Here is a 21,184-nt window from a genome sequence, read left to right on the forward strand (position 1 = left end):
CCAGCCGTGTGCGCGGCATTCATTCCAACTGCAGTGATGTCGAGGCCTTCCAACAGTATTGGCGCTCCTGAACCTGATTACTGGAGCGACAATGGCCCACAATTTCGCGGCGACGCGCACTGTCGATGAAAAAATCCTCGCCGCTACTGATGACTTCATTGCCTCAAAGTTGCCAGCGTGGCTGAAGCGCGCCTCGCGCGGCCAGATGGCGGGGTTGCGTACCGCCTTCAATGCCCATCAGGCCAGCCAGGCGCGCCTGCGTGGGCTCACCCTGCAGCTTGAACCGCTGGACGTATTCGCCGAAAAGCATCTCACATCACTGTTGGCCAAGCCTCTGCCAGAGGGGGTGGAGTTTTCGCAGCTTGAGTGGCTGGATGTGACCTGGACTGCCGAGGGTGGGGGGGCTGATGAGCACGCTTTTGCTTACCAGACAAGGCGCACCGCCGGCATGTTGAAGTTGATGAGCAACTTCGAAGCTGGCATTTCCTTGTATACCGATTCTGGTCTGGTCGCGCCAGGGCGGGACAAGGTCTTGTCGATCTCGGAAACGGAGCTGGTGTCGGCGTGCCGTGAACTGGACACGGGGAAAAAGTACCAGAATGCGCTGGACCAGGTTTTCAATGATGCGGCATTGGCCATCCTGGCCGACGACAAGCGTTCCGGGCTTGCGTTGGCAAGCAAGATTGCTGCGATGAAAGGCGACGTGTCAGCCAAGGTGGAAATTGCACTGCTCGAAATGACTCGGGCAGAAATACACCTTGAGAAGTCGGGGCTGCGCGGTTATGGCGGTACTTTGCAAGTGCTCGGCCAGGTTGCTGCCGATGGCATGCTTATTCGGTTGCGCAACGTGGAGGGCGTGCAGGAGGGTATCCTGCTCTACTTGCCCAGTGATCCGCAGCAAGCCTTGCGCTATTTTGCTGATGAAGCGTCGATGAACAGTGGCATGGCCGCTTTGCTGCAGCGCGAAACATACCGTTCGTTTTTCTCCCAGTTGATCAGCCTGCGTGCCCGAGCCAGCTTTGTCGAGTTGCTCGGCAAGCGTCTGAAAGACCCTGAGCCTGATCTTGAAATGGAAGGTGTCGTGGTTCAGGGCAGCATTTTCATGGCGCTGGCCAGTGCCCAGGTCAATCGCACCAAAGACGATGCACGGTTGCTCTTGGTGCCAACTGCCGAGGCCGATGCCAGGGCCGCCCGCGCCAGGCACGAGGCCTGGAAGTCGGCGGGCTTGAACCTGATCAATCTGGCAGGGCTTTTCATTCCAGTTGTCGGCGCTGTGATGCTGGGGCAACTGGTGTTGCAGACCTTGGGTGATGTCTTCGAAGGCGCGCAGGACTGGTACGAGGGCCACCGGCATGAGGCATTGGAGCATCTGCTTGGTGTGGCCGAAACACTTGCTGCGACCACAGCGACCGTGATCGGCGTCAGTGTCGCGCGCAGCGCCTTGGTCGCAGCCATGGAGCCGGTCTCTGTGAACGCCGGCATGCAGCGCTTGTGGAACGACAATCTTGAACCGTACGAGTCGGTACCCGATAGCATCACCCTGCGCTCCGATGGCCTGTATGGCGATGGCAAGCAGCGCTGGCTGCGCTCCGGCTCACGTTACTACGAGGTGCATCGCCCCGATCCTGAGGGCCCTTACCGATTACGCCATCAACGACGTTCCGGGGCCTACGAGCCAGCCGTACTGCATAACGATGAGCGTTGCTGGCGGCCCATAGGCGAGCGGCCGTGGGAGTGGGATGACAGTGCGCGGATGCTGGATCGGCTGTGGCCACAGCACCCGATGATCGGTGCGCAGCGGGCCGAACGGTTGCTGCGCGTCGCAGGGGTCGATCAAGACGAACTGCGTGGCATCCTGATGGAAAACCGAGAGTTGCCAGTCAACCTGCGGGAAGCCTTGCGCAGCTTTGAAGCGGACGAGCGGATCGAGCGCTACTTCGATCATTTACAGCGCAAACGTCTTGATGCACAGGATGAGGAACTCCTGACGTGGTGTGAGTCATTGCCTGATATCGGCAAAGGCGTTGCGCAGGTGCTGGAAGCGAAGCTGCAGTTGCGTGGCAAGCTATACGCGTACCTGACGCGCCTGGACGGTGTTGGTAATGACCTGCTGCTGGCTCGGTTGCAGAGGGATCTTCCTGGCTTGGGAGATGCTTACGCCAAGCGGTTGGTGGCGGAGGCCAGCACGGTTGAGCACAATGAAGCGTTCAGGACTGGCAAGCTGCCCCAGGCGCTGGCGCTCAAAGCCGCTGCCTTGCTGCGTGTGGCGAGAATCAGCAAGGCTTTGGCCGGCATCTATCTGCCCAGCGCGTATTCCACGGAAACAGGCGAGCTGATATTCGCATTGCTCAATCAGCTGGGGCCGCAGACCATCAACATTAGCCTGTGCGAAGGTGAGGTTGATGGGCGCGAAGTGGCAAGTCTCGTGGCACAGGGGCAAGGGACGCCCCTGCGGATACTGGTGCACCAAGAAGGACGGTTCAATGTGTTCGAGGCTAATGGCAGCAAGCGTGCGCTTTCTGCAGGCGACCCTGGAGATCTCTTCGAGGTCATCGCCGCGCTCTTGGCGCCCGCTCAGCGGGTTGAGTTGGGCATAGAAGGGAGTGACGGGGGCAGCCAGTCACTGCGAGCCCGGGCATTGGAGCAGCTGCCTGAAAACCATCAGGACATTGCTCGCTTTCTGGAGTGGTCAGACCGTGAGCGCTGGCTGAACCCCGGGCAACGTTTGGAAGACGGCCGGGTCGGCTACTTGCTCAGCGGGCGTGCTGCAGGCCGCCTCAGGACCTCTCGGGAAGTGCTGCGAGACGGCATGCGCCGGTATTTTCCGGGCTTGAGTGAAATGCAAATTGATGAGGAACTGCAACGCTTGCTTGCCGGTAGGGCAACTGCGTATGAGCTTTTACTTGAGTTGCAGGACGATCATGAGCAACTGGAGCGGGCCCTGCAGCGCTGGCAGTGCAGCGAGCTCAACGATAACAGGCGGCGGACTCGTGGCATCGTTGCCCAGCGCTTTCGAAGAGCTTGGGCCGCGCAGGGCGAAAGTGTACCGGTGAACGATGGCAGTGCAGCAGGGCAGCAACTGAACCTGACTGGCCTGCCTATCACGACCCTTCCAGCGCTTCCGGTGCAACTGAGCTTCACCTACATCACGTCGTTGGTGATGAGGGGGACGACGATTACCGAACTGCCGACACCGTTCCTCAGTTCATTCATTCACTTGCAGGTGCTGAGCATGGGGGGTAATGCCCTGCTGCGCATTCCTGCAGGGCTTTCACACCTGACCGAACTGCGCGAGTTACGCTTGGCGCGTAACAATATTCGGTTGGATGCTGCATCTCAGCAGGCGTTGACCCGGTTGCCGCGTCTCACCTATTTGGACCTCAGCCATAACCCTCTCGGCCAATTTGCATTAAGGATGAATCACCTGCCGCACACGGTGAACCTCTATCTGCGCAACTGTCGCCTGGGTGCCTGGCCGGAAGGTGTCGAGCTTTGTGGCTTCCTCGAGGTAGCGGACTTGCGCGACAACCAGTTGCAGGGCGCACCTGATCAGTTGCTGCAGATGCCCTATGATTTTCGCCGTGTTTTCCAGCTCGAGGGCAACCCGATAAGCAGCGGGGACCTGAAGCGTTTGCATGCGCTGGACAGCATCCCGGAAGAGCCGGGCGAATTGCCCACGTCGGTGGCCGATGCCCGTACATGGTGGGTAGGGGAGGATGCCGAGGCGCGGGCTGGTCGCGGCCAGCTCTGGCATACCGTGCAGGCGACGGTCCAGGGGAGGAGGCTTGTTGCACTACTGGGCGAGCTGATTGTATTTGCGGACTACAGCTGGCCGCAGCCCTACCTGCTTGAGCAAGGTTGGAGCGTGCTGGCCGAGTGGGCAAGCAATGCCGAATTTCGCCAGCAAATCGACGCCCTCATGGTACAGCCCATGACGGATGACAACGCGGCCATCGAGCGTTTCAGCCAGTTGATGTTGCGATTGCGCATTGCCCAGGCCGAGGGGCGCGTGGCTGTTGGGCGTGGTGCTGAGCTAATGGCGTTTGGGCGGGCGCTGATGCGTTTGGATTTTCTAGACCAATACGCCCGTCGGGATGTCGCCTGGCGTCTGACATTGCGCGCGCGCGTAGACCGCACGTCCATTGTCCTGGGCTATCGGGTGCGACTGCGGCAGCGCTTTAACTTGCCTCAACAGCCATGGGCAATGCGTGACTCAGAGGGAGGGCGTATAAGCGGGGAGCAATTATTGGGGGCCATGCGTGAACTGCGTCAGGTCGATACACCTGAGCATCTGGGATCCAGCCTGTGTCGTCGATCGTTTTGGCAGGGGTTTCTCGCGCTGGAGCATGCTGATGCTTTCAATAACCTGGCCGAAGTGTACGGGCAGAGGCGTAACCTTATCGACGGGCAGCGCGCGCAGTTGGGTGAGACCCAGTACCGAACCCACCTTGACCAGCTGAGCGCTGAGCAGGACGCCGATACTCATGCCTTAAGGCTGCGGCTCACCGCCGATATCATTCGCCGTCTGGAGCGAACTCGGGGGTAGGTGGGTACTGCGGCGCTTGGGCGATATGGACTGACGCCTGGGCAAGCCTGCTTCGTCAGGGTGCATGACGAACCTGTCGAAGCAGCCTTGCTCGTAAGGGATACGACACCGAACCGTCAGAACACCTGCGGCATCTCTCCTTTGGCCAGGCGCCGGTTGATATCGGCGATCACCTCGGGCAATTCATTGATGGTGTCGATCAGGTAGTGTGGGCGCGAGCTCTCGAACATGCCGTGAATACGCTTGCGCTCGCGCTCCAGCTTCTCTGCGCTCAGGGCGCGGTAACCTTCCCAGGTCAGGCCCAGCGCGTTGCCCGAGCACACCAGGGCCACGGTCCACATGCCGGCACGGCGGCCTTCGAGAATGCCTGGTACGGTGTCGTCGACTTTCACGCAGGCCGCTACATCATCGATACCCAGCGCGATCACATTGGCCAGCGCCTGGGCCGGCCACGGGCGGCCGTTCGGGGTTTCGTCGGTGGCTACCACATGGTCGGCGACATAGCCGTTTTTCGCGGCCAGCTCCACCACCTTGTCCATCACCACTTTCGGGTAGCCCGAGCACGAGCCGATCTTCAGGCCCTTCTGGCGCAGGCCGGTCAGCGTGTCCAGCGCGCCCGGGATCAGCGCGGAGTGCACGGCGATTTTCTCGATCTGCAGCGGCATGAAGCGGTTGTAGATGGCAGTGACATCGTCGTCGGTCGGGGTGCGACCGAACACCTTGCGGTAGCGCTCGGCGATTTCTGGTACGTCGCACAGGGTACGGATGTGGTCCCATTTGCCCATGCCCATCGGCCCACGGGCTTCTTCGATGGAGACCTGAACGTCGAACTCGGCGAAGGCTTCGACGAAGATCTGCGTCGGGGCAAAGGAGCCGAAGTCGACCACGGTGCCGGCCCAGTCGAGGATGGCGGCTTGCAGCTGAGTAGGGTTGCTGTAGTTCATGTGCGCTAATTCCTGAAATTGGGTGGGCAAAGGGTCAGATGTCCAGCACTTCCATTTCCCGCAGCACATCGGCCACGGCATTCACAGCGGCTTGCATGCCGTCCGGGCCGACCACGCCGATGCAGCCGACGCGGAAAGTCTCGACCTGGGTCAGCTTGCCCGGGTAGAGGATGAAGCCCTTGGCCTTGACCCGCTCGTAGAAGTCCTTGAACTGGTAGCGGGCGTCGTTCGGGGCGTGGAAGGTGACGATGATCGGCGCCTGGATGTCGGCCGGGAGGAAGCTGCGCAGGCCGATGGCAGCCATGCCGTCGAGCAGGGTCTTGCAGTTGCTGGCGTAACGCTGGTGGCGGGCCGGCAGGCCACCTTCATCAACGTACTGCTGCAGCGCTTCGTGCAGGGCGGCGACCACGTGGGTTGGCGGAGTGAAGCGCCACTGGCCAGTCTTGGCCATGTAAGTGTGCTGGTCGTGCAGGTCCATGGCCAGCGAGTGCGCGTTGCCTTCGGCGGCGGCCAGCGCGGTTTTTTCGGCGAAGACGAAGCCCATTCCGGGTACGCCCTCCAGGCACTTGCCGGACGCGGCGATCAGCGCCTCGAAGGGGATGTCGCGGGCATCGATCGGCAGCGCGCCGAACGAGCTCATGGCATCGATGATCAGGCGCTTGCCGTGGCGTTTGATCACCTGGGCAATCTCTGGCAGCGGGTTGAGGATACCGGTGCTGGTTTCGCAGTGAATCAGCGCCACGTGCGTCACGGCAGGGTCAGCGGCCAGCAGGCGGTCGACGTCGGCGGCAGTGGTCGGTTGGTCCTCGGCGGTCTCGAAGGTGCTGTAGGTGCGCCCCAGTACCTTGCAGATCTTTGCCAGGCGTTGGCCGTAGGCGCCGTTGATCAACACCAGCACCTTGCCGTCGCGCGGTACCAGGGTGCCGATGGCGGCTTCCACGGCGAAGGTGCCGCTGCCCTGCAGGGGGACGCAGTGGTGGCTGGCGCTGGCGTCGAGGATCGCGAGCAGTTGTTCGCAGACGCTGGCGGTGAGTTGGTTGAAGTCGCGGTCCCAGGAGCCCCAGTCCACCAGCATGGCTTGGCGGGTACGGGCGGAGGTGGTCAGGGGGCCGGGGGTCAGCAGGATCGGGGCGTTGCTCATTCCGTGGTTCCTCACAAGCGGCGGGTGGTCAGCCGAAAAATCTGGCGCTGAAACTACGGGGTCTAGGTTGCAATTCGCCCGCCTATCAATCAAATTGTTTGTTGTTATTCGAGCTATAAGTCAGGCCGATAAATATGAACCTGTTTCAGCTACGTGCCTTTGATGCAGTTGCCCGCGAAGGCAGCTTCACGCGCGCCGCCGCGCGGTTGTTCATCAGCCAGCCGGCGGTGACCGGGCACGTCAAGGCGCTGGAGGAGCACTACCAGATCACCTTGTTGCGGCGCACTGCGCGGCGGGTCGAACTGACCGAAGAGGGCACCCGCCTGGCGGCCATCACCCGGGCGATGTTTGGCCTGGCGGAAGAGGCCCAGGCGATGCTCGAGGCCAACCGGCAATTGCTCACCGGCCGCCTGGAGGTGGCTGCGGACGGCCCGCACCGGGTCATGCCGATGCTCGCCCAGTTGCGCGAGCGCTACCCAGGCATCACCGTCAACCTGCGCCTGGGCAATGCCCAGGAAACCCTGGCTGCATTGCTTTCGGAACACGCCGATGTTGCCGTGCTGACCGAGATCGAACCGCGCAAAGGCCTGTACCTGCAAAGCCTGTGCGAGTCGCGCTTGTGCGCGTTATTGCCTGCAGGGCATGCCTGGGCGAGCGGCGAGGGTGACTTGCCGTTGGCTGAGTTGAACCAGCAGATCATGGTATTGCGCGAGCCGAGCTCGACTACGCGCCGTACCTTCGACAAAGCCTGCGCCGCTGCCGGGGTGCTGCCCCGTGTGCTGCTGGAGCTGGATAGCCGCGAGGCGGTCACCGAGGCGGTGGCTTCGCAACTGGGCGTAGGTGTGGTTTCGTCGACCGAGGTGGCCAACGACCCGCGTGTGGTAGCACGGCCGCTGGCGGGAGAGGGCCTGGTCAACCAGCACATGATTGGCTGCCTGGAGCGTCGTCGCGAGTTGCGTTTGATCCAGGCATTCCTGGGCCTGGCGGCCGGCCTGTGAGGCAGGGCTGGCGTTTTTCATGGCCGGGCCTAAGATGGCCGGCACAGAACAACCTGGATGGCCGATGAGCGAAAAAGACACCATCTCCATGCAATTGGTGCGCGAAGCGCTTTTGCAGACCTGCCCGGCGGGGCAACCCGATGTCGGTGTGCTGCGACGTGCTGGTATCGACCCGGCGCAGCTCGAGCTGCCAGAGGCGAGGGTGTCTGCAGATGCCTACGCGCAGCTTTGGCGGCTGCTGGCGCGGCGCTGCAACGATGAATTCTTCGCCATGGACCCGCGTGGTTTGGCCGTCGGCAGCTTGGCGTTCATGACCCGCGCAGCCATGGCCCAGCCGACCCTCGGTGAAGGCCTGGGCGTCGTGCTCGGTTTTCTCTCGTTGATGCTCGAAGACCTCCATCCCAGCCTGGTGCGCCAGCAGAGCCTGGCCGAAATCGTCATCAATGAACCCCGCGATGAGCCGCGGCGCGCCTTTACCTATTTCACCTTCTGGATGATCGTGCATGGCGTCGCGTGCTGGCTGGCGGGCCGCCGGGTCCCGATCCTGGCCATCGACCTGCGTTGCGCAGAGCCTTCGTTCTGCGATGATTACCGGGTCATGTTCTCGGAAAGCCTGCAGTTCGACCGGCCACGTACGCGCATGATCATTGCCGCCGATAGCCTGGACGTGCCACTCAAACGTACGCCGCACGAATTGCAGCGTTTCCTGGCCGAAGCGCCCGGCAATATTCTGGTCAAGTATCGCGACCCTGCCAGCCTGGGGCGGCGTGTGCGCAACGATCTGCTGCATCGGCACCCGAACCAGTGGCCCGACGCCGATGCCCTGGCCCGGCAGCTGTGCCTGTCACCGTCCACCCTGCGTCGGCGCCTGGCCGAGGAAGGGCAGACCTATCAAGGGCTCAAGGACAGCGTGCGACGTGAATTGGCGATCGCTTGGCTCAGCGAGGCTGAACCCGCCATGGCGGACATCGCCGAGCGGCTGGGGTTTGCCGACAGCAGCTCGTTTTACAAGGCCTTTCGCAAGTGGTTTGGCTGCAACCCCGGCCATTACCGTGCACTGGTCCAGGCGCGCGACCCTCACGGCTGAGCGGCCGCCTTCCCAGGAGTTGCTGCGGTAGCTGTTTCGCTTCCCTCTGAAGCTTTGCCGGAATGAGTGAAAGATTGTGCCCTCTCATCAGAACAGAGGGTTCCTCATGCGAACATTTCCGGCTGTACCCAGTACCCGCGACAGCGTCACCGCCAACGATCTGCAGGGCGCCGCTGACACTTTCACCCAATCGCTCCCTGAATGGATCAGCGCTGCCTCTGCCGCGAACATCTACACGTTGCGGGTATTGATCGCCAGCCATCGAGCCACCCAGCTAGCCGCGGCCCGCGCGACCCAGGCAGCAGTGCCCCTCCAGGCGTTCGCCGAGAGCACGTTCTCCAAGGCCCTGGCCAGCCTGCTGCCAAGTGGGCAGACACTGAACACACTGCAGTGGCGAAGAAAGGTTCGCGACGAGGTCGGGCAATCAGTTCCCCACCTCGAGGACGCTTTTGAAGTACAGCCAGCGCTGCCGCGCCTGATGCAGAACTTTGCCGCAGGTGCCACGCCATTGAGCGGCAGTGGTTTGGTCATCAACCGTGATGATGAGGGGGTGATTGGCAACACAGCGCAATGGATTGCAGCATGCCGCCAGCTGGATGCCGGAAAACAGTACCTGACCCTGCTGGATCAACATTTCACCCCTAACAAGGCACTGCTGGTCTCGGACAAACTGGCGGGATTCAAGCTGGCCGTGCATGTCGCGTTTCTCAAAGGCAAGATCAACAGCGATGTAAGAACCGCACTGGCGCACTATGCCGATAGCTCAAGCGCCACCAGCACTGAGCCCAGGCTCACGGCGTATCCAGGGCTCATGTCCATGCTGGGCATGCATGTTCATGAGGCGTTGATTATCCAGTTGAAAACTGCCGATGGCGACAGTGCCGGCGTCGTTACATACATGCCTTGTGACGCTGCCAATCCACTGCGCTGGCACAGTTCCACGCAGGACTTGCAAGCTGAAATGGTCACCGACTTGAAGCGTGAGGGTTGTCTGCGAGCGTTCTTGCAGTTGATTGCACTCAATGAGCGAAACGCGTTTTTCCGTCTGCTGCAATTGCGCTCGATGGATACAGCACCCGATCTGGAACTTGAAGGCAAAACCGGTCAGGGCACTGTCTTTACGTGCTGGGTGGATGAGCAGATCGAACGTGCGCGCGCAGATGCCAAAGTACTGCTTGTACCTACCGCAGACGCCGATACCGAGGCCAGCCGTAAACGCCTGGAGGACTGGAAGTCGCTTGGCTGGGGGCTGGCCGGGCTGGCTGGATTCTTCATTCCGGCGGTAGGCGTCGTGCTGCTGGGGGCGTTGGTCAAGGATATTTGCACCGAGGTGTTCGAAGGGGTTGCAGACTGGACCAAGGGGCATGAACACGAGGCGTTGCAGCATGCACTGAACGTGGCGCAAATCGCTTCCGCCACGGCGGTGGGGGTGGGCAGTGGCGCCGTTGTAGGTCGTGTTGTCAACAAAGTGCTGGTCGATGGCCTGGAAGCCGTCGCGTTGGACGATGACACCCAGGGGCTGTGGACCGGCGACCTGAGTATCTACGAGCGCGAGTTGCCTGACGACGCGATCATGGGGGCAGATGGCCTGTTCATTAGCGGCAAACGCCGTTGGCTAAGGGCCGGCGAGCACCACTACGAGGTGCATCAGCCGAGTGAAAGTGGGGCCTGGCGGCTGGTTCATCCGGACCAGCCGCATGCTTATGGGCCGGTGCTGCAGCGCAACGCCGAGCGCCTGTGGCTGCTGCCTGACGACTCGCCCATGAACTGGAATGATGCACAGCAGATGCTCGCCCGCCTTTGGCCGCAAGAGCCCCCCCTTGATCAGGCGCGCGCCCAGCAGGTGCTGCAGGCGAGCTGCAGCGATGTGGACGAACTGCGTGGCATCCTGGTGGATAACCGCACCTTGCCGGCCAACCTGCGCGAAACACTGCGCCGTTTCGAGGCAGATGAACGGATCGAGCGTTTCTTCAGCGCTGTGGCCACCGGCGCGACCGAGGTCGAAGACCAGGCCCTGCTCGAGTGGTGCAAGACACGCCCCGGCTTAGCCGAGAGGGACGGTGCCGAGCGTTCTGCGGCTATCCTCGAGCAACAGAGCGAACTACGCCATGACCTGTTCGATTTTCTGACATCTGTGGAGTCAGGTACTGACCCGGTCGTGCGGGTGCTCAAACGCGATTTCGCTGGTTTGCCAAACGATTATGCCAGCGACTTGGCCAGTCAGGTCACCGCCGACGAGCGAGAAGAGTTCGCGTTGCTGGAACGGCTGCCGTTGCCAGTCGCGACCAAGGCGCGTTCCCTGCTTCAGCTAGCCAGGCTGAATCATGCAGTGCAAGGCGTGATGCTGCGCAGCGCGTACAGCGATGAAAGCGGCGAGTTGGCGCTGGGGTTGCTTTCGCGGCTTGACCATTGGTCTTTCAAGAAGCGCGTGGAATTGCGCTTTGGCTCGGCAGAAGGGCGCCTGCTGGCAGTGCTCAACGCGCAAGCGCCGGAGGCTGATCGGGTCATACTGGCACGCAAGGAGCGCGCATTTGTGCTGTATGACACGAACGGCCTGGAGCTCGCTGAGCAGAGCAGTGCGCCTGATGACGTCTTCCAGGCCATCGTCACGTTACTGACATCGGAACAGAAAGCCGCCCTCAGCCTGGGCAGCGATGATCAGGCTGGCGAGCTGCGGCGGCAGGTCGTCAATTTGCTGCCAACTGGCCGGCAGAAGTTGGTGAGACAATTGGCCTGGCAGGAGCAGCTGGGTTGGTTCAATCCGGGGCAGCGTTTAGGCGATGGCCGTGTAGGGTATCCGCTGGGCGGCAGCATTTCCAATGAGCGAGGGCCGGGCTGGAGGGTTCGGCGGCGGTTGGCCAGGCTCTATCAGGGTGATACTCCGAGGCAGATCGATGAGCATTTGAATCGCATTCTGGATGCTGCCAACCCATACGCAGCCCTGATGCAAGAAGAGCAGAACTATCATATGCTCGACAGTCGGCTGGCCACGTGGATCGTTGATGGTCCACAAGGCGAACAGGCAGCGCGTCGCATGCTTGCGCAAAGCCTGCAACAGGCTTGGCGCAGACAATTGCCGATCGATGTCCAAGAGGATGCTGTGCGCGGCTTTGTTGTTGACCTGAGCGGCCATCGTGTGACCAGCCTGCCTGAGCTGGACGCCGCGATCGACTTCCATCACGTCACCTCACTGGCAATGGTCAATACCAACCTGCAGGCGGTTCCCGACGCCTTCTTCAGCTGCTTCGGGCACCTTCGCCGTCTGAACATGTCGCGCAACCGCCTGGAGGCGCTACCGGTCGGGATTCGGCATCTGCGATTTCTTGAAAAACTGGACCTTTCCTACAACGGTATTCACAACGGCGAGCGCGCATCTGAGGTGCTCAGCTCACTGACCCGTCTGCAGGATATGAACCTCAGCTTCAATCCGTCGATTCGCAGTTTGACCTTAGGCAATTGGGCATCAGGGCTGAGGCTTCTGAACGTGAGGTTGTGCGGGCTGCTGGAATGGCCAATAGGGCTGGAGCAGTGTCGCCTGCTGCGCTGGATCGACCTGAGCGCCAATAACCTGATCAACGTACCGCCAGCCATCCAGGCAATGCCGTATATATTTCGTGCCTCGATTCTGCTGGATCGGAACGCAATTGAGATAGCGCAACTGGAGCGCCTGTATGCGCGCCCCGCGCCTGCCCATCCGCCCGCCCCACAACCCGCCTCTGAGCTGTTGCCTGCCCGAAAGATCTGGGTGACGGGTGAGCAGGCCGAAGCGCGTGGGGCAAGGTGGGATCGATTGTTCGCCGGGCAAAGCAACGGGGAATTGAAAGAGATCCTGAGGAGACTGCAACAGAGCAGCGATTATCGGACCCATCGAAGTGAGCTCATGACGCGTGTGTGGGCGTTGCTTGATGCCATGGACACCGATGATGTGCTGGTCGAGGATGTGAATGCGCATGCACTTGAAAATGTCACCTGCGCAGATGATGTTGCCGATCGCTTCAGCGAGTTGCATCTGCTCGCCAGCGTGAACAATGCGAAGCGCTTTGGGGCCGGGGAGCAGGAAGCGTTGCTGAAGCTGGGCCAGGGCATGTTCCGGCTTACACTGCTCAGGGAACATATCGGCAACTACATCGCCGAAAAGACCGTGGGCAACCCCAACCTGGATGCCATCGAGGTCAGCCTTTACTTTCGGTTGCAGCTGGCCAAAGAGATGAATTTGCCAAGCCAGCCGAGCTCGATGTTGTTTGGTTCGATAGCTAACGTCAGCAGCGCGGATATCGAGGCCGCACGGGACTTTGTGAAGAAGGCGGAAACGGTCGAAGCGAAGGCCGCTTTCTTGAGCCAGCAGACGTTCTGGGCCCAATGGTTGGAAAAGCAACACCCGGATGAGTTTGCTGCTGCCCTCGGGCAAGCTCATAAGAAACAAGAAGGGCTGGATGCCCGGCAGTCTGAATTGACCAGCCAACACTATAAAGATCAAAGCGATGCGGTGAAGAAAGAACTTGAATACGGGAGGACCCGTTTGGCCCTCAGCTTTACAACCTCCATCCTGAAAGCCGAAGCGGATCCAGCACTGCCATCTGTCGACCAAACCGGTCATCCAGAATGACAGCTTTGGCCATTGCCCGACAGGGCATGTAGCGACAACATCGTCAGACCAATGGTGCACTCCAACAATAAGAACCAGGAGTCTGACGATGCGTGAATACGCCGATGCCGCCCGTTCGTTCGACCATGCCCAGGCTGCCCGCGCAGCGCTGCAAGGGCAATTGACGGCCCTCAATGCTTGCGTCGAATGCTGCGATCGCCATGTGGGTAGCGGCAAGCTGGCGCTGCTGTGGGAAGGCCGCGATGCCGACAGCAAGCGGTACACCTTCGATGAGCTTGCTGCCTTTGCGGCGCGCTTTGCCAATGTACTTCGGGCTCATGGCGTAGGCGTGGGCGACCGTGTCGCAGGCTTGATGCCACGCACCCCCGAGCTGCTGGTGACCATCCTCGCCACCTGGCGCCTGGGTGCGGTCTACCAGCCGCTGTTCACAGCCTTCGGCCCCAAGGCCATCGAACATCGCCTGGAGCAATCCGCAGCGCGCATCGTCGTGACCGACCAGCACAACCGCGCCAAGTTGGATGAAGTGGGTGATTGCCCGACGATCATCACCGTGCAGGCACGCCCTGGCGAGCTGGATTTCCACGCGAGCCTTGAAGACGTCGCGGGTGAATGTGAACCTGTCATGCGCACGGGGGACGACCCTTTCCTGTTGATGTTCACCTCGGGCACCACGGGCCCTGCCAAACCCCTTGAAGTGCCGCTGCGCGCCATCGTCGCCTTCCAGGGCTACATGCGCGATGCCATTGATCTGCGCCCGGAAGACACCTTCTGGAACCTGGCTGATCCGGGTTGGGCATATGGCCTCTATTACGCAGTCACCGGCCCCTTGTCGCTGGGCCACGCCACGACCTTCTACGATGGCCCGTTCAGCGTCGAGAGCTGTGCGCGCATCATCAATAAACTCGGCATCAGCAATTTGGCCGGTTCGCCAACGGCTTATCGGTTGCTGATCGCTGCGGGCAGCGAGTTTTCCGCGCCAATCAAAGGCCGCCTGCGCGTTGTCAGCAGTGCCGGTGAGCCCCTCAATCCGGAGGTCATCCGCTGGTTCGCCGACGAACTGTGTGTGACCATCCACGATCACTACGGCCAAACCGAACTGGGCATGGTGCTGTGCAATCACCATGGCTTGAAGCACCCTGTACACCTCGGGTCTGCCGGTTTTGCCATTCCTGGCCACCGTATCGTCGTGCTCGATGAGCAGGGCGCGGAGCTGTCGGTCGGACAGCCCGGGATTCTGGCCGTCGACCGTGAGCAGTCGCCCTTGTGCTGGTTTGGCGGCTATCACGGCGTACCCACTCGATCGTTTGTGGGCAAGTACTACCTCAGCGGCGATACCGTCGAGCTCAACGCCGATGGGAGCATCAGCTTTGTCGGCCGCAGTGACGACGTGATCACTACCTCCGGTTACCGGGTTGGACCTTTCGATGTGGAAAGCGCACTGATCGAGCACCCGGCGGTGATCGAGGCGGCGGTGATCGGCAAGCCCGACCCGGAGCGCACCGAGTTGATCAAGGCCTTCGTGGTGCTGGCCAAAGGTGTACCAGGCACAGCGGAACTGGAGGAAGCACTGCGTCAGCATGTGCGTCAACGCCTGTATGCCCACGCCTACCCGCGTGAAATCGAATTCGTCAGCGAGTTGCCGAAAACGCCGAGCGGCAAGCTGCAACGCTTCATCCTGCGCAATCAGGAAATCGCCAAACAACAAGCGCAGCCGGCCAAACGCGCCAGCGCCTGAGGGACCACTCCATGCAGATCAACAATAAACACTTCATCGTCAGCGGCGGGGCTTCCGGGCTGGGTGCCGCCACCGCGCAGATGCTGGTCGACGCGGGCGCCAAGGTCATGCTGGTCGACCTCAATGCCCAAGCCGTCGAAGCCAAGGCCGGTGAACTGGGTGGCAACGCCCGTTTCGCGGTCGCCGACATCAGTGACGAACAGGCCGCCAAGGCTGCGGTCGACGCTGCTGTCAGTGCTTTTGGCAGCATTCATGGCCTGGTCAATTGCGCCGGCATCGTCGGTGCCGAGAAGGTTTTGGGCAAGCAGGGACCGCATGGCCTGGCCAGCTTTGCCAAGGTCATCAACGTCAACCTGATCGGCAGCTTCAACCTGCTGCGCCTGGTGGCGGCAGCGATGGCCGAGGGCCAGGCTGACGAGGGCGGGGAGCGTGGCGTGATCATCAATACCGCCTCCATCGCAGCCTATGATGGGCAGATCGGCCAAGCCGCCTATGCTGCATCCAAAGGCGCGATTGCCAGCCTCACGCTACCGGCGGCCCGTGAACTGGCGCGCTTCGGTATTCGCGTGATGACCATCGCCCCCGGCATCTTCGAGACGCCGATGATGGCGGGCATGACCCAGGAAGTGCGTGACTCCCTGGCCGCCGGCGTACCGTTCCCGCCGCGCCTGGGCCGCCCGCAGGAATACGCGGCATTGGCTCGCCACATCATCGAGAACAGCATGCTCAATGGCGAGGTGATCCGCCTCGACGGCGCGCTGCGCATGGCTGCCAAGTAAGGAGAAATGAACATGACCCTCGCCAACGACCCGATTGTCATCGTCAGCGCCGTGCGCACGCCCATGGGCGGCCTGCAGGGTGACCTCAAGAGCCTCACTGCACCGCAACTGGGCGGCGCGGCGATCCGCGCCGCCGTCGAGCGTGCCGGTATCGATGCTGCCAGCGTCGAGCAGGTACTGTTCGGTTGCGTCCTGCCGGCAGGCCAGGGGCAGGCCCCCGCGCGCCAGGCCGCACTCGGTGCAGGCCTGGACAAGCACACCACCTGCACCACCCTGAACAAGATGTGCGGTTCGGGCATGCAGGCGGCGATCATGGCCCACGACCTGTTGCTGGCCGGCACGGCCGACGTGGTGGTGGCGGGCGGCATGGAGAGCATGACCAATGCCCCTTACCTGCTGGACAAGGCGCGCGGCGGCTATCGCATGGGCCATGGCAAGATCATCGACCACATGTTCATGGACGGCCTTGAAGACGCTTACGATAAAGGTCGCTTGATGGGCACCTTTGCCGAGGACTGCGCCCAGGCAGGTGCCTTCAGCCGGGAAGCCCAGGATCAGTTCGCCATCACCTCGCTGACCCGCGCCCAGGATGCGATCAAGAACGGCCGTTTCGCCGCCGAGATCGTTCCAGTGGAAGTCACCGAGGGCAAGGAGAAGCGCCTGATCAAGGATGACGAACAGCCGCCCAAGGCGCGCCTGGACAAGATCCCGCAGCTCAAGCCAGCCTTCCGTGAAGGCGGTACCGTGACCGCCGCTAACGCCAGTTCGATCTCTGACGGTGCTGCAGCATTGGTGCTCATGCGCCGTTCCGAAGCCGACAAGCGCGGCCTCAAACCGCTGGCCGTGATTCATGGCCATGCTGCTTTTGCCGATGCCCCGGCCCTGTTCCCCACCGCGCCGATTGGCGCTATCGACAAGCTGATGAAGCGTACCGGCTGGAACCTGGCCGAAGTCGACCTGTTCGAAATCAACGAAGCGTTCGCTGTGGTCACCCTGGCGGCCATGAAGCACCTCGACCTCCCACACGACAAGGTCAATATTCATGGCGGCGCCTGCGCGCTGGGCCATCCGATCGGCGCCTCGGGCGCGCGCATCCTGGTGACGCTGCTTTCGGCCCTGCGCCAGAACAACCTGCGCCGCGGGGTGGCGGCCATCTGCATCGGCGGTGGCGAGGCTACGGCCATCGCCGTCGAATGCCTGTACTGAGGTGAACCATGCTGGTAACTGACGAGCAACAACAAATCGCCGACGCTGTCCGTGATTTTGCCCAGGAACGCCTTAAACCGTTCGCCGAGCAGTGGGACAAGGAGCACCGTTTCCCGCGTGAGGCCATCGACGAGATGGCCGCCTTGGGCCTGTTCGGCATGCTGGTGCCGGAGCAGTACGGTGGCAGCGATACGGGTTACGTAGCGTATGCCATGGCCCTGGAAGAGATCGCGGCGGGCGATGGTGCCTGTTCGACCATCATGAGCGTGCACAACTCGGTGGGGTGCGTACCGATCCTCAAATTTGGCACTGAACAGCAAAAGCAGCAGTTCCTTGTTCCGCTGTCCAGCGGCTCGATGATCGGTGCCTTTGCACTGACCGAGCCGCAGGCGGGGTCTGACGCCAGCAGCCTGAAGACTCGCGCACGCCTCGATGGCGACCACTACGTGCTCAATGGCAGCAAGCAATTCATCACCTCCGGGCAGAATGCCGGCGTGGTGATCGTCTTCGCCGTCACCGATCCGCAGGCCGGCAAGCGCGGCATCACGGCGTTTATCGTGCCTACCGATTCGCCGGGTTACCAGGTGGCGCGAGTAGAAGACAAGCTCGGCCAGCATGCCTCGGACACCTGTCAGATCGTCTTTGATAACGTGCGGGTGCCGGTCGCCAATCGCCTGGGTGAAGAAGGGCAGGGCTACAAGATCGCCCTGGCCAATCTTGAAGGCGGGCGTATCGGCATTGCGTCGCAGTCGGTCGGCATGGCCCGCGCGGCATTCGAGGTGGCCCGCGACTACGCCCACGAGCGGCAGAGCTTCGGCAAGCCGCTGATCGAGCACCAGGCGGTGGCCTTCCGCCTGGCCGACATGGCCACGCGCATTGCCGTGGCCCGGCAGATGGTGCTGCACGCCGCCGCGCTGCGTGATGCTGGGCGGCCGGCGCTGGTGGAAGCCTCGATGGCCAAGCTGTTTGCCTCGGAAATGGCCGAAAAGGTCTGTTCGGATGCCTTGCAGACCCTGGGCGGTTATGGCTATCTGAGCGACTTCCCGCTGGAGCGGATCTACCGCGACGTACGGGTCTGCCAGATCTACGAAGGCACCAGCGACATTCAGCGCATGGTCATTGCGCGCAATCTTTGAAGGAGCAGCCTGCATGGCATTCGAAACCATCCTGTTGGACATCCACGGCAAGGTCGGCCTGATCACCCTCAACCGGCCCCAGGCGCTGAATGCGCTCAATGCGCAGATTGTCGGCGAGATCAACCAGGCCCTGGACCAGCTCGAGCGCGACCCGAACATCGGCTGCGTGGTGCTGACCGGCTCAGCCAAGGCGTTTGCAGCCGGCGCCGACATCAAGGAAATGGCCGAGCTGACGTACCCGCAGATCTACGTCGACGACCTGTTCAGCGATGCCGACCGGATTGCCAACCGACGCAAACCGATCATTGCTGCGGTGGCCGGCTTCGCCCTGGGCGGTGGTTGCGAGCTGGCGATGATGTGCGACTTCATTCTGGCGGGCGACAACGCCAAGTTCGGCCAGCCGGAGATCAACCTCGGCGTGTTGCCAGGCATGGGCGGCACTCAGCGCCTGACGCGGGCCGTGGGCAAGGCCAAGGCCATGGAGCTGTGCCTGACCGGGCGCCTGATGGGGGCGGAAGAAGCCGAACGCGCAGGCCTTGTTGCACGGGTGGTGCCGCAGGCCGAGTTGATCGAGGAAGCGCTGAAGGTGGCCGCCACCATCGCCAGCAAATCGATCCCGGTGAGCATGATGGTCAAGGAAAGCGTCAATCGCGCCTTCGAGGTCACCCTCAGCGAGGGCGTGCGCTTCGAGCGTCGCGTGTTCCATGCCGCCTTCGCCACCGAAGACCAGAAAGAGGGCATGGATGCCTTCATCGCCAAGCGCGAGGTGCAGTTCAAGGATCGTTGAGAGACCAGGGCGCTGCTTGCAGCGCCCTGTCCAAGTCATGTCTTGAAACAGGTAAAGGCACACCGGCTAGCGGAATCGATGCCCTTTCAGTCAAAATCCCCCGTGATTGCAGTTGCTCCATGCGACGTGGAGCCTTAGACTGCCGCCCCCTGTAAAAGAGTGCCGGTTGGCGCTTGAAAAATTCCGCTGCCGATGCGTTGCGTCGGCGGCACCTGAATCGCCCAAATGCACATTTTTTCATAGAGAAATCGATGACCAAGGAACAGTTGCTGGCCATGTCGGCCGATGACTACATGAACGCTGATCAGCTGGCCTTCTTCACTGGCCTGCTGCAGTCGATGAAAGTCGAAACCCATGAGCGCATCGAGCTGAGCCGTGCCACCATCGAGGGCCTGGACACTCCGTCGGACCCTGCTGACGTGGCCTCGGTCGAAGAAGAGCGTAGCTGGCTGGTCAATGCCATCGACCGTGACCAGCGCTTGCTGCCACAGCTGGAAATGGCGCTGGACCGTATCTCCGACGAGAGCTTCGGCTGGTGCGATGACAGTGGTGAGCCGATTGGCCTGAAGCGTTTGCTGATCAGCCCGACCACCAAGTACTGCATTGAAGCCCAGGAGCGCCACGAGCAACTCGACCGCCACCAGCGCCAGGTCTGATCGAGCGTTACGTGCCAGGCCCCATGGAGCGATCCTTGGGGCTTTTTGCGTTTGCCGGGTTTGGCCAAGGGCAGGATCATTGCTCAATACGCAATAGGCCTATACCAACGTTGGCTGTTTTCGGCGTGGTGGCGGGGGTATGATGGCTATATCGTTAGGTTGCTAATTAAGTTCCGGAGGGAATGATGAATAGCCGAGTCGATGTAGCCGTGATGATTGGCTCTGGAGTGCCTGCGACCCTGCAGGCACTGGGCCGGCGGGTATGTTGGGTGGTGCTGGTCAATGGCGAGCGCCGGGGTACTGCGTTTGCTACCCGTGGCGAGGCGCTGGAGTGTCAGGCAGCCTGGCTGCAGCAACTGGAGAAGGTGCAGGCCGCCTGAGTAGGCTCAGTACTCCAGGTTTCTCGCGAGCTCACAGGCGTCAAGGTGCCGACGGCGAAAACCCTTGACCTGGCCGGTGGCGCTGTCGGTGACATGGAAGAACTTGATGCCTGCGGGTATTACCACGTAACGGGGTTTCGAGAGATAAGAAATGTCGTTTGCCTCTCGACGGATTTCGGTGTTTTCGTGCATATTTCTTCCCTAGTAATGCGCTGTTGGATTACGTAGCCCGCTCTGCCGGGGGGCCTGCTGCTATCTATCGCATTTTTTCTGGCTGAGTAGTTGTAAGACATTACGCTTCCCAATTGGGGAATGTGCCTAAAGCCTATGTTGAGTCCAAGTCTGGCAAGCCGGAGTAAGTTTTCCTGCAAGCTGTATCGCCAGCGGGCGCAGACGTGTTGCACATCTCACTATTACTCTTTTCGCCTATCGAATTGAAATGACCGCGCCTCACCGACTCCGGGTGAGGGCGGATGTCACCGGTTTGAGGATTACTTCATTGGCAGTCAGTACTCTGGATACCCACGCCCTGTTCGCCCTGGGCGACTTGCGCGGCAAGTTGGCCAAGCTGTTTCAGGGCCGTTTCGTCTATGTCACCGAGCAGAACCCAGAAGGCCTGTACATGGCCGAAATCGATACCGATAGCGCATTGGTGGTCGATGACAAGCAGCGTCTGGAGCTGAAGGTTGGCGATCACTTCCGCGCTGCCGTATTGCCCAGCCGCGAAGGCGGCAAACTGGAAATGCGCTTTCGCGAAATCAAACTGAATGTTTACGGTGTGGGTGACTACGCCTTTGTTTCAGTGCCGGAAGGCGAAGGTATCGTGTTCCGCGAAGGCCAGGGCGTGATGCTGGTGTTTGCCGCTCAGGAGCAAGTGCAGGAAGGCCTGGGGAAATTGCTCAAGGCGGTGACCGGCAAGGTCGCAAAATGGCGCAAGGGCGAGTTGACCACCTTCAAGGCCAGTGAATGAGCGACGGTGAAGCGCTTCCTGGCACCCGTGCCGCGTTTCATCGGCAGCACCAGGCGCAAGCCGCCGCCAAGGCCGAGCAGCTCTTGGCTCGGCGCGATGAGATGCAAGGGGCATGGCTGGCCTGGGTGGCGGCCCAGCTCTATCAGCTCAGCCCGCCGGCCTATGCCGCCATGGTTCGGCGTGAGTTGCAACGCCTCACCCAGGGGTGAGGCG

At 61.5% G+C, this 21,184-nt stretch carries 16 protein-coding genes; 13 read left to right on the top strand and 3 right to left on the bottom strand.

Annotation, left to right across the window (positions count from 1 at the left end; all coding sequences use genetic code 11):
* Nucleotides 1–91: 91 nt before the first annotated feature.
* On the top strand, nucleotides 92–4,546 hold the full coding sequence (locus tag ACIPIJ_RS27660) for an NEL-type E3 ubiquitin ligase domain-containing protein (RefSeq protein WP_401083114.1): 4,455 nt from the start codon (nucleotides 92–94) through the stop codon (nucleotides 4,544–4,546).
* Nucleotides 4,547–4,662: 116 nt separating this feature from the next.
* Here ACIPIJ_RS27660 and phnX read toward each other — a convergent pair whose 3' ends face one another.
* Nucleotides 4,663–5,490, bottom strand: a complete 828-nt coding sequence (phnX, locus tag ACIPIJ_RS27665) for a phosphonoacetaldehyde hydrolase (protein ID WP_401083117.1) — start codon at nucleotides 5,488–5,490, stop codon at nucleotides 4,663–4,665.
* Nucleotides 5,491–5,524: 34 nt separating this feature from the next.
* The gene (locus ACIPIJ_RS27670; protein WP_401083120.1) at nucleotides 5,525–6,631 is read right to left on the bottom strand and encodes a 2-aminoethylphosphonate--pyruvate transaminase; all 1,107 of its coding nucleotides are present in this window, start codon (nucleotides 6,629–6,631) and stop codon (nucleotides 5,525–5,527) included.
* Nucleotides 6,632–6,765: 134 nt separating this feature from the next.
* Between ACIPIJ_RS27670 and ACIPIJ_RS27675 the strand changes: the two genes are divergently transcribed.
* The 10 genes from ACIPIJ_RS27675 to ACIPIJ_RS27720 all read left to right on the top strand — a co-directional run bounded on the left by ACIPIJ_RS27675 (nucleotide 6,766) and on the right by ACIPIJ_RS27720 (nucleotide 20,001).
* Nucleotides 6,766–7,629 carry a LysR substrate-binding domain-containing protein gene (locus ACIPIJ_RS27675; protein WP_401083123.1) on the top strand — a complete coding sequence of 288 codons (864 nt, stop codon included), beginning with the start codon at nucleotides 6,766–6,768 and terminating at the stop codon, nucleotides 7,627–7,629.
* Between the two features lie 64 nt (nucleotides 7,630–7,693).
* The gene (locus ACIPIJ_RS27680) at nucleotides 7,694–8,716 is read left to right on the top strand and encodes an AraC family transcriptional regulator (protein WP_401083125.1); all 1,023 of its coding nucleotides are present in this window, start codon (nucleotides 7,694–7,696) and stop codon (nucleotides 8,714–8,716) included.
* Between the two features lie 106 nt (nucleotides 8,717–8,822).
* Nucleotides 8,823–13,322 carry an NEL-type E3 ubiquitin ligase domain-containing protein gene (locus ACIPIJ_RS27685; RefSeq protein WP_401083127.1) on the top strand — a complete coding sequence of 1,500 codons (4,500 nt, stop codon included), beginning with the start codon at nucleotides 8,823–8,825 and terminating at the stop codon, nucleotides 13,320–13,322.
* An 88-nt stretch (nucleotides 13,323–13,410) separates the two neighbouring features.
* Nucleotides 13,411–15,057 (top strand): AMP-binding protein, encoded by a 1,647-nt coding sequence (locus ACIPIJ_RS27690; RefSeq protein WP_401083130.1) that lies wholly within the window; start codon nucleotides 13,411–13,413, stop codon nucleotides 15,055–15,057.
* An 11-nt stretch (nucleotides 15,058–15,068) separates the two neighbouring features.
* Nucleotides 15,069–15,836, top strand: coding sequence for an SDR family NAD(P)-dependent oxidoreductase (locus ACIPIJ_RS27695; RefSeq protein ID WP_401083133.1), 768 nt, complete (start codon nucleotides 15,069–15,071; stop codon nucleotides 15,834–15,836).
* Between the two features lie 12 nt (nucleotides 15,837–15,848).
* Nucleotides 15,849–17,042: an acetyl-CoA C-acyltransferase gene (locus tag ACIPIJ_RS27700; RefSeq protein WP_401083136.1), complete on the top strand. Its 1,194-nt coding sequence runs from the start codon at nucleotides 15,849–15,851 to the stop codon at nucleotides 17,040–17,042.
* A gap of 8 nt (nucleotides 17,043–17,050) precedes the next feature.
* Nucleotides 17,051–18,178 (top strand): acyl-CoA dehydrogenase, encoded by a 1,128-nt coding sequence (locus tag ACIPIJ_RS27705; RefSeq protein ID WP_401083139.1) that lies wholly within the window; start codon nucleotides 17,051–17,053, stop codon nucleotides 18,176–18,178.
* 13 nt (nucleotides 18,179–18,191) lie between these two features.
* A complete protein-coding gene (locus ACIPIJ_RS27710; protein ID WP_401083142.1) occupies nucleotides 18,192–18,965 on the top strand; it encodes an enoyl-CoA hydratase in 774 nt (257 codons plus the stop codon).
* Nucleotides 18,966–19,216: 251 nt separating this feature from the next.
* Nucleotides 19,217–19,621, top strand: coding sequence for a TraR/DksA C4-type zinc finger protein (locus ACIPIJ_RS27715; RefSeq protein WP_016485822.1), 405 nt, complete (start codon nucleotides 19,217–19,219; stop codon nucleotides 19,619–19,621).
* 185 nt (nucleotides 19,622–19,806) lie between these two features.
* Nucleotides 19,807–20,001, top strand: a complete 195-nt coding sequence (locus ACIPIJ_RS27720) for a hypothetical protein (RefSeq protein ID WP_401083146.1) — start codon at nucleotides 19,807–19,809, stop codon at nucleotides 19,999–20,001.
* A gap of 6 nt (nucleotides 20,002–20,007) precedes the next feature.
* Here ACIPIJ_RS27720 and ACIPIJ_RS27725 read toward each other — a convergent pair whose 3' ends face one another.
* A complete protein-coding gene (locus ACIPIJ_RS27725; protein WP_401083149.1) occupies nucleotides 20,008–20,193 on the bottom strand; it encodes a hypothetical protein in 186 nt (61 codons plus the stop codon).
* 307 nt (nucleotides 20,194–20,500) lie between these two features.
* Between ACIPIJ_RS27725 and ACIPIJ_RS27730 the strand changes: the two genes are divergently transcribed.
* Together ACIPIJ_RS27730 and ACIPIJ_RS27735 are read left to right on the top strand one after the other, a co-directional pair.
* Nucleotides 20,501–20,971 (top strand): hypothetical protein, encoded by a 471-nt coding sequence (locus tag ACIPIJ_RS27730; protein ID WP_401083152.1) that lies wholly within the window; start codon nucleotides 20,501–20,503, stop codon nucleotides 20,969–20,971.
* Complete coding sequence (locus ACIPIJ_RS27735; protein WP_401083154.1) at nucleotides 20,968–21,180, top strand: hypothetical protein; 213 nt, start codon at nucleotides 20,968–20,970, stop codon at nucleotides 21,178–21,180. The genes ACIPIJ_RS27730 and ACIPIJ_RS27735 overlap by 4 nt, the downstream gene beginning before the upstream one ends.
* Nucleotides 21,181–21,184: the final 4 nt, after the last annotated feature.

The organism is Pseudomonas sp. NPDC087185 (assembly GCF_044744955.1).
Taxonomy (GTDB): Bacteria; Pseudomonadota; Gammaproteobacteria; order Pseudomonadales; family Pseudomonadaceae; genus Aquipseudomonas.